Genomic DNA, 6,753 nt, shown 5'->3' with positions numbered 1-6,753 from the left:
CGCCGGGAAGCGCCGCTGTTGCCCGCCGCGCAGACGGCAGAGCGCGAACGCTCCAACGCGACGCGCACCGACCTGGAACTCGCCGCGCTCAACGCCGCCGTGCACCGCACCGCGCAGGCACGCCCGGACGCCACGGCGATCGCCAGCACCGACAGGAGCCTGACTTACCGCGAGCTCTCCGACGAGGCGTCGGCAGTCGCTTCGGCACTGCGCGCGCAGGGCGTCACGCCCGGGAGCCTGGTCGCCGTCCACCTTCCGCCAGGCTGGCAGCAGATCGCGTCCGTAATCGGCGCGCTCGACGCCGGTGCCGCCTACCTCCCGCTGGACACCCGCTGGCCCCCGCTGCGCGTTCTCGACATCCTGCGGCACAGCAGATGCCAGGTCGTGGTAACCGACAAAGACGGCGAATCGCGTCTGCGTGCAGCCAATGCCGCCATCAATGCCAACGCTAACGCCGATGCCACGACCGTCAACGCCGCTGCTGCTGCCGCTGCCGACTCTGACTCTGACTCTGATGCCGACTCCGCTCCCGTTCCCGCACTCCTGCGCTTCGGCACGCCGCCACCATCCGACGCTTCCGCACCCCACGCTCCCGACCTCCACACTCCCAACCCACCGGCGAACCTCGACGCGACCGCCTACGTCATCTACACGTCCGGATCGACCGGCCGTCCCAAAGGCGTGGTTGTGTCGCACCGTCAGGCTTCGAACACACTACGCGATCTCGCCGCACGGCTGCCGCTGCGCGCGGACGACAAGGTGATCGCGCTGTCCTCGATCAGCTTCGACCTCTCGGTCTTCGACATCTTCGGCACCCTTGCCGAGGGCGGGACCGTGGTCGTCGCGCAGCCGTCGCCGACACCCGATCCCGCGCTGTGGGCACGCGCCGTGCAGGAACACGGCGTCACGGTGTGGAACTCGGTGCCGGCGCTGATGGAGATGACGCTGGAACACCTTCGGCAGGACGCATCCCGGACGCTGGCCAGCCTGCGCCTGATCATGCTCAGCGGCGACTGGGTCGCGCCGACGCTGCTCGACCGCCTCCAGGCCGTCTGCCCGTCGGCGCGCGTGCTGGTGCTCGGCGGCGCGACCGAGGCGGCGATCTGGTCGAACTGGTTCGAGGCCCGCGAACACCGGCCGGCGGACTGGACGACCGTCCCGTACGGCTATCCGCTGGCGAATCAGAGCCTTCACGTGCTTGACCAAGGGCTCGCAGACACGCCGACCTGGGTGCCCGGTGACCTCTACCTCGGCGGCGAAGGCGTGGCCGACGGCTACCTCAACGACGCCGAGCGCACGGCCGCGGCGTTCCTCGTCCACCCCCGCACCGGTGAGCGGCTTTACCGCACCGGCGACCGGGGGCGTTACCGTCCCGGCGGCGTGGTCGAGTTCCTCGGCCGCCGGGATTTCCAGGTCAAGGTGGGCGGCTTCCGGATCGAGCTCGGCGAGATCGAGGCGAGGCTCGTGGCCTGCGACGGGGTGCACGCCGCGGTCGCCGCGGTCGATCGCGGCCATGGTGAGGCGATCCTCGCGGCGTTCGTCGTCGCCGATGACGGTGCCGCCCCTGACACAGGGAAGCTGCACGTGCAAATCGCCGAGCACCTGCCGCAGTACATGGTCCCGGCCGTGATCAAGGTCGTCGAGCGCTTCCCGCTCAGCGGCAACGGCAAGGTTGACCGTGACGCGCTCACCCGACAACTCGATCCCGCGCAACGCACATCCGCCGCGGCAGCGCCGACACCGCCGCGTACCCCTGCCGAGGCGCGACTGTGCGAACTCTGGTCGGACGTTTTCGGCCGCCCGGTGCGATCAGTCACAGAGGACTTCTTTGCCGGCGGCGGCAACTCGTTGCTCGGCGTACGGCTGCTGCACCGGATCGACGAGGCATTCGGCTACCGCCCGCCGCTCTCGTCGCTGTTCGCCAACCGCACTGTCGAGGCACAGGCACGGATGCTCGGTGACGACGCGGACGCCGACTCCGGCGCCGATTCCAGCGCCGCGCACGGACACGGCCTGCTCGTGCCGATCCTCCGCGGTCAGCGAGACAGGCGTCTGTTTCTCATCCACCCGATCGGCGGCGACGTGCTCTGCTATCGGGAACTGGCCGACGCGCTGGACGAGGGGTCGCAGGCGTCCCTCGCCGTGCTCGGCCTGCGCGCCGCCGGGCTACTCCCCGGCGAGCAACCCTCTGCGTCGATCGAGGCGATGGCCTCCGTGTACGCCGACGAGGTCGCGAGGGTGGCCGAGGCGGGGCCGATCCACCTGGCGGGCTGGTCGATGGGCGGCACGCTCGCGCTGGAGACGGCGCGGATCCTGGCCGCCCGTGGCCGACAGATCGGCGCACTCGTCCTGCTCGACAGCTTCACCGGCCGACCGGGCACGCCGACCGGGACCGAACACCGCATCGCAGCCTTCTTCACCGACCTGGCCGGCGGCGTGCCCTGTCCGCCAATCAGTCCTCTGCGGGACGCCGGCCCGGACACGACGCGCCGACGCTTGGTCGAGACGCAGCGCGACTTGGTGCGCCGCGGCGTGTTCGCCGACGAACTGGCAGAGGCCGAACTCGCGCGCCTCTTCGCAGTCTACGATCATCACTGCGACGCGCTCGAAAGTCATATCCCTGCCACGACAACAGTCCGGCCGTTGCTGGTCCGCGCAATTCGCACGCCCGACGACCACTTCACCGGCCTGCGGCCGATCGCCACCGCACTCGCTGCGCCGCACGCCCCAGCCCCGCGCAACCCGACTCTGAACGCCTCAGCCCTGAACACCTCCGCCCTGAACATCGTCACCCTCGACGAAAGCCACTTCTCCATCGTCACCGGCGCGGGCGCACGTGCCGCCGCCGCGATCATCGAGCGCGCGATCACCGAGGCCGAGCAAGACGCCGCGCGGCAGGCCGAGCAGCACGTCACGCAGTCCGAGGAGTAGCCGCCATGTCCTTCCTGTCCGCCGAGCGCGCCGAACTCGACCGGTTCCTGCCCGGTTTCGATGACCGGCTGGCGCGGCTCGGCGTCGACGGCGCCGAAGACCCGCGGTCGGCGGTGATCCGCGAGTTCCGCGACGCCGGCGGCGGCAATCTGCTGCTGCCGGCCGAACTCGGCGGCATGGGCGCCACCGCGTCGCAGGCGGTGCGCGTGCAGCGCGCGCTCGGCAGCCGGGCTCCGTCGCTCGCCGTCGCCACGACGATGCACCAGTACAAGGCGGCGTGGCTCGCCGACGTCCTCACGGACGCGAAGGCGCGTGCGCTGCTGCGGGACGTGGCGGCCCAGCGAATGCTGATCGCGTCCTGTGGCGCGGAGAGCGGCGTCGCCTCGAACCTGTTCACCCCAGGCGTCACCGTGCGCGCGGTCGAGGGCGGCCTCGCCGTGTCCGGCGTGAAGCGGCCCTGCTCGCTGGTCTGGTCGATGGGCGTGCTGTCGATGATGGTCGCGGCCCCGGACGACTCGCCGTGGGCCGGCCAGCTTCTCAACATCCTGGCCCCGGCCGAGTCGCCCGGCGTCCAGGCCCGCAGCTTCTGGAAGAGCCCGGTGTTCGCCGCGGCCGAGACCGACGAAGTGACGCTGCAAGACGTGTTCGTGCCCGAACATCACGTGATCCCGCTCGGTCCCGCCGACAACGCCGCCGGGCAGACGGTGCGTGCGTTCGTGTGGTTCGTCCTGCTGATCACCGGCGCGTACCTCGGCGTCGCGAGCGCGCTCGCCGAGACGGTGCTGGAGCGCCGCCGCGGCTCGGCCGGTGACCGGGTGCTGACGGTCGGCGCCCTGGAAGGCGCGGCGGCCGCCGTGGAGGGTGTCGCAGCACTCGTCGACACTGGAACGATGAACGAGGCAGTGCTCGCGCGTGCGCTGTTCGCGCGGTACGCCGCCCAGCGGGCGATCACCGACTCGACCGACCGGGCCGCCGAACTTCTGGGCGGCGCGGACTTCGCGTCCGGCGCACGTACCGCGCACCTGCTCGCCGCGAGCCGAGCGCTTGTCCACCACCCGCTCGCAGAGGCGACGATGCGTGAGCAACTCGACGAGTTCCTGTCCACCGGCGAGCTCTCACTGACCTGACCGGAGGATGCGGTGTACGTCCCCAAGCTGTATCAGCCAGCGAACACAGCTGTCATGCACGAACTGATCGAGGCGCATCCCTTCGGCACGCTCACCGTCGCCGGAGACGAGGGCCTCGACGCCGTCCACATCCCGTTCGTCCTCGACCGCGAAGTGGGGCGGTACGGTCGGCTGCGGGCGCACCTGGCGCTGGCCAACCCGATCACCGGGATGATGGAGCGGGGCATCAAGGCCATGGTGATCTTCCGCGGCCCACACTCGTACATCCGCCCGGCCGACTACGGCAACGAGCCGCACTTCCCGACCTGGAACTACGCCGCCGTGCACGTCCACGGCGTGCCCCGGATCCTGGACCGGCCCTCCTCCGCGCGCCAGGTCGCCGACCTGATCGCGGACCAGGAACACCGCCTCGCACCGGATCCGGCCTGGACGCTCGACCAGGTGACCACGGAGCTGTTCGAGGAGTACTTCCAGCGGGTGGTCGGTTTCGAACTGGACATCACCCGGATCGAGGGCATCTTCAAACTGGGCCAGAACAAGGAGGACCACGAGATGGACTCGCTGGTCGCGACGCTGCGACGCAGTGGCGAGCCGGGCGCGGCGCGGATGGCCGAACTTTTGGAGCGCCGCTTCGATCCGCGCTTCCCGGTGCACGGCAGGGCCGGCGACAGCGTCGCCGCAGTAGGTAGTGCGCCTGGCGATGCGGCGACCGTGGCGGACCCGCAGTCAGACCCGCAGTCAGGCCCGGAGCCGACGCCAAAGCCGGAGGAACTGTCGTGACCGGCACGTCCGTCCCCCCGCAGCCCGAAGACATCGCGTTGCGGATCACCGACATCTGGCGCGATCTCTTCGGCGACCCGCAGATGCAGATCGAGCCACAAGACAACTTCTTCCTACTTGGCGCGCCGAGCCTGCTGGCGCTCAGTCTCGCCGAACGGCTGCGGGCCGAGTTCGGCGTACCAGTCAGTGTCCTGTCGGTCGCGGAGAAGCCCACGGTCGCCCAATTGACCGAGCACGTCCTGGCGCACTCCGCGGCCGGCCCGCTCGACGAAGGAGAGATCTGATGGAGACGCCGCCTCTGCCGCCGACACCGGGGGAGAAGGCGGCGTTGGGCCCCGATCCTGCACGGGTACATCCGCTGTCCGACTACCGCGACATGGTCTTTCTCAGGCCTTTGGTGAAATCGCCGTACACGGACATAGGCGAGTACACCTACTACCATGATCGCGAACACGCCGAGGAGTTCGAGCAGCGCAACATCCTGCACCACCACGGCCCGGAGCGTCTGGTGATCGGCCGGTTCTGTGCCCTGGCCAGCGGCGTGCGCTTCATCATGAGCAAGGGCAACCACCGGATGGACGGCGTGTCCGGCTTCCCGTTCCCGATCTTCGAAGGCGGCTGGGAGCACGCGTTCGACCTGATGATCACGCCGAGCCGCGGCGACACGGTGGTCGGCAACGACGTCTGGCTCGGCGACGGCGCGACCGTCATGCCGGGCGTGACCATCGGTGACGGCGCCGTGGTCGCGGCCGCTTCGGTGGTCACCGCCGACGTTCCGCCCTACGCAATCGTCGGCGGCAACCCGGCCCGGTTGATCCGGCTGCGCTATGAAGACGACGAAATCGCCCGCCTGCTGCAAGTGGCCTGGTGGAACTGGCCGATCGAGGCGGTCACCCGCAACGTCCGAGTCCTGATGAGCGGCGACGTCGCAGCGCTCGAACGCGCGGCGCGCGAATCAGCTGTCACACACTGACGACTCACACCGCCGCCGCCAGAGCCCCGGCCCCGGGACACGTGTCCGGACTGGGACCGGGACCGGGGCTCCGCAGTTTCCCTCTACTGGATGGTGCTCGAACTCACCTAGCTCTGACCGGCGAAGCTACTGGTCACGACGGCCTTCGGCAGGTTCTTCTGGTATGAGCATGGGCTCGTGTTGGTCATGTTCACGTTGATCGTGGCGGGCGCGCCCGGGGTGAACGAGGTCGTTCCGCTCGTTAAGGATCCGCAGCCGCCCATGCCGCCTTCGACGAAGACGAACAGGGTGTCGGCGTTCGTCGGCTGGGCTCCGGTGGCGGTGGCGGTGATGGCCCCGTCGCCGGCCGGGGGACACAGCCCGCTGTTGAGGCTCTGACGCGAGATCTCCGTGCCGTTGATCCCGCCCTGGTACCAGATCCAGGTGGCCGAGTAGGACGCCAGGTTGTCGCTCAGACCCGAGATCGTCGAGCAGGACAACGTGACGCTGAGGGTCCGCTGAGCTGCCGGTGCCTTCACCGGGGATGCGAGCGCGCCCGGCGCGGACGCGAACAGGGCTGCGGCGGAGACGACACCGGCCGTGCCGATCAACGCCGATGTGCGCACGGCCTTGCTGATGAGACGGTGACTCAACTTTTCCTCCTGGGGGCTGTGAGAGACATGGGAATCAGGCGTGTGCACGGTCGTGCGCACGCGCGGGGCAGCGGCGTACACGGACAGCGCGGAGCAGAGGGGACCGCATCGTCCGTGCACATGTCCGGTTTCGGCTTAGTAGTGGGGAGGTGGCGTGAACGGCGTGAGTGTGACAGTGGCCGAGGCGCCGAAGAGGCTGGTGACGGTGACGCTGCCCGGGTCGATCGCCTGACCGCCGGAGATGAAGGTGAAGGTGTTGGAGAAGGTGCCGTTCCCGGAGCTGTTCAGGGTGCCGATCACCGCTCCGGTC

The 6,753-nt window shown here is 69.7% G+C and carries 6 protein-coding genes; 5 read left to right on the top strand and 1 reads right to left on the bottom strand.

Annotated features, from left to right (window positions below; translation table 11 throughout):
* From VGS97_RS15130 to VGS97_RS15110, 5 genes are all read left to right on the top strand, one after another.
* Window positions 1–2,931, top strand: a 2,931-nt coding sequence (locus VGS97_RS15130; RefSeq protein ID WP_326854146.1) for an amino acid adenylation domain-containing protein, incomplete at its 5' end; no start/stop codon positions are given.
* Window positions 2,932–2,936: 5 nt separating this feature from the next.
* The gene (locus VGS97_RS15125) at window positions 2,937–4,058 is read left to right on the top strand and encodes an acyl-CoA dehydrogenase family protein (RefSeq protein ID WP_326854145.1); all 1,122 of its coding nucleotides are present in this window, start codon (window positions 2,937–2,939) and stop codon (window positions 4,056–4,058) included.
* 12 nt (window positions 4,059–4,070) lie between these two features.
* Window positions 4,071–4,838 (top strand): FMN-binding negative transcriptional regulator, encoded by a 768-nt coding sequence (locus tag VGS97_RS15120; protein ID WP_326854144.1) that lies wholly within the window; start codon window positions 4,071–4,073, stop codon window positions 4,836–4,838.
* Window positions 4,835–5,122 carry an acyl carrier protein gene (locus tag VGS97_RS15115; protein WP_326854143.1) on the top strand — a complete coding sequence of 96 codons (288 nt, stop codon included), beginning with the start codon at window positions 4,835–4,837 and terminating at the stop codon, window positions 5,120–5,122. Before VGS97_RS15120 ends, VGS97_RS15115 begins: the two co-directional genes overlap by 4 nt.
* 92 nt (window positions 5,123–5,214) lie before the next feature.
* A complete protein-coding gene (locus VGS97_RS15110) occupies window positions 5,215–5,811 on the top strand; it encodes a CatB-related O-acetyltransferase (RefSeq protein ID WP_414641723.1) in 597 nt (198 codons plus the stop codon).
* A gap of 107 nt (window positions 5,812–5,918) precedes the next feature.
* Here VGS97_RS15110 and VGS97_RS15105 read toward each other — a convergent pair whose 3' ends face one another.
* Window positions 5,919–6,443: a hypothetical protein gene (locus tag VGS97_RS15105; protein WP_326854141.1), complete on the bottom strand. Its 525-nt coding sequence runs from the start codon at window positions 6,441–6,443 to the stop codon at window positions 5,919–5,921.
* Window positions 6,444–6,753: the final 310 nt, after the last annotated feature.

The sequence above is a fragment of the Actinocrinis sp. genome, assembly GCF_035946395.1.
In the GTDB taxonomy this organism is placed as follows: Bacteria; Actinomycetota; Actinomycetes; order Streptomycetales; family Catenulisporaceae; genus Actinocrinis.
Note: the sequence above shows the minus strand (reverse complement) of the source record. Positions and strands in the feature narration are given on the sequence as shown.

Bases quoted from the DNA above. Each gene is read 5' to 3' on its own strand.
- VGS97_RS15125 (WP_326854145.1), top strand. From the start codon at position 2,937: ATGTCCTTCCTGTCCGCCGAGCGCGCCGAACTCGACCGGTTCCTGCCC.
- VGS97_RS15110 (WP_414641723.1), top strand. From the start codon at position 5,215: ATGGTCTTTCTCAGGCCTTTGGTGAAATCGCCGTACACGGACATAGGC.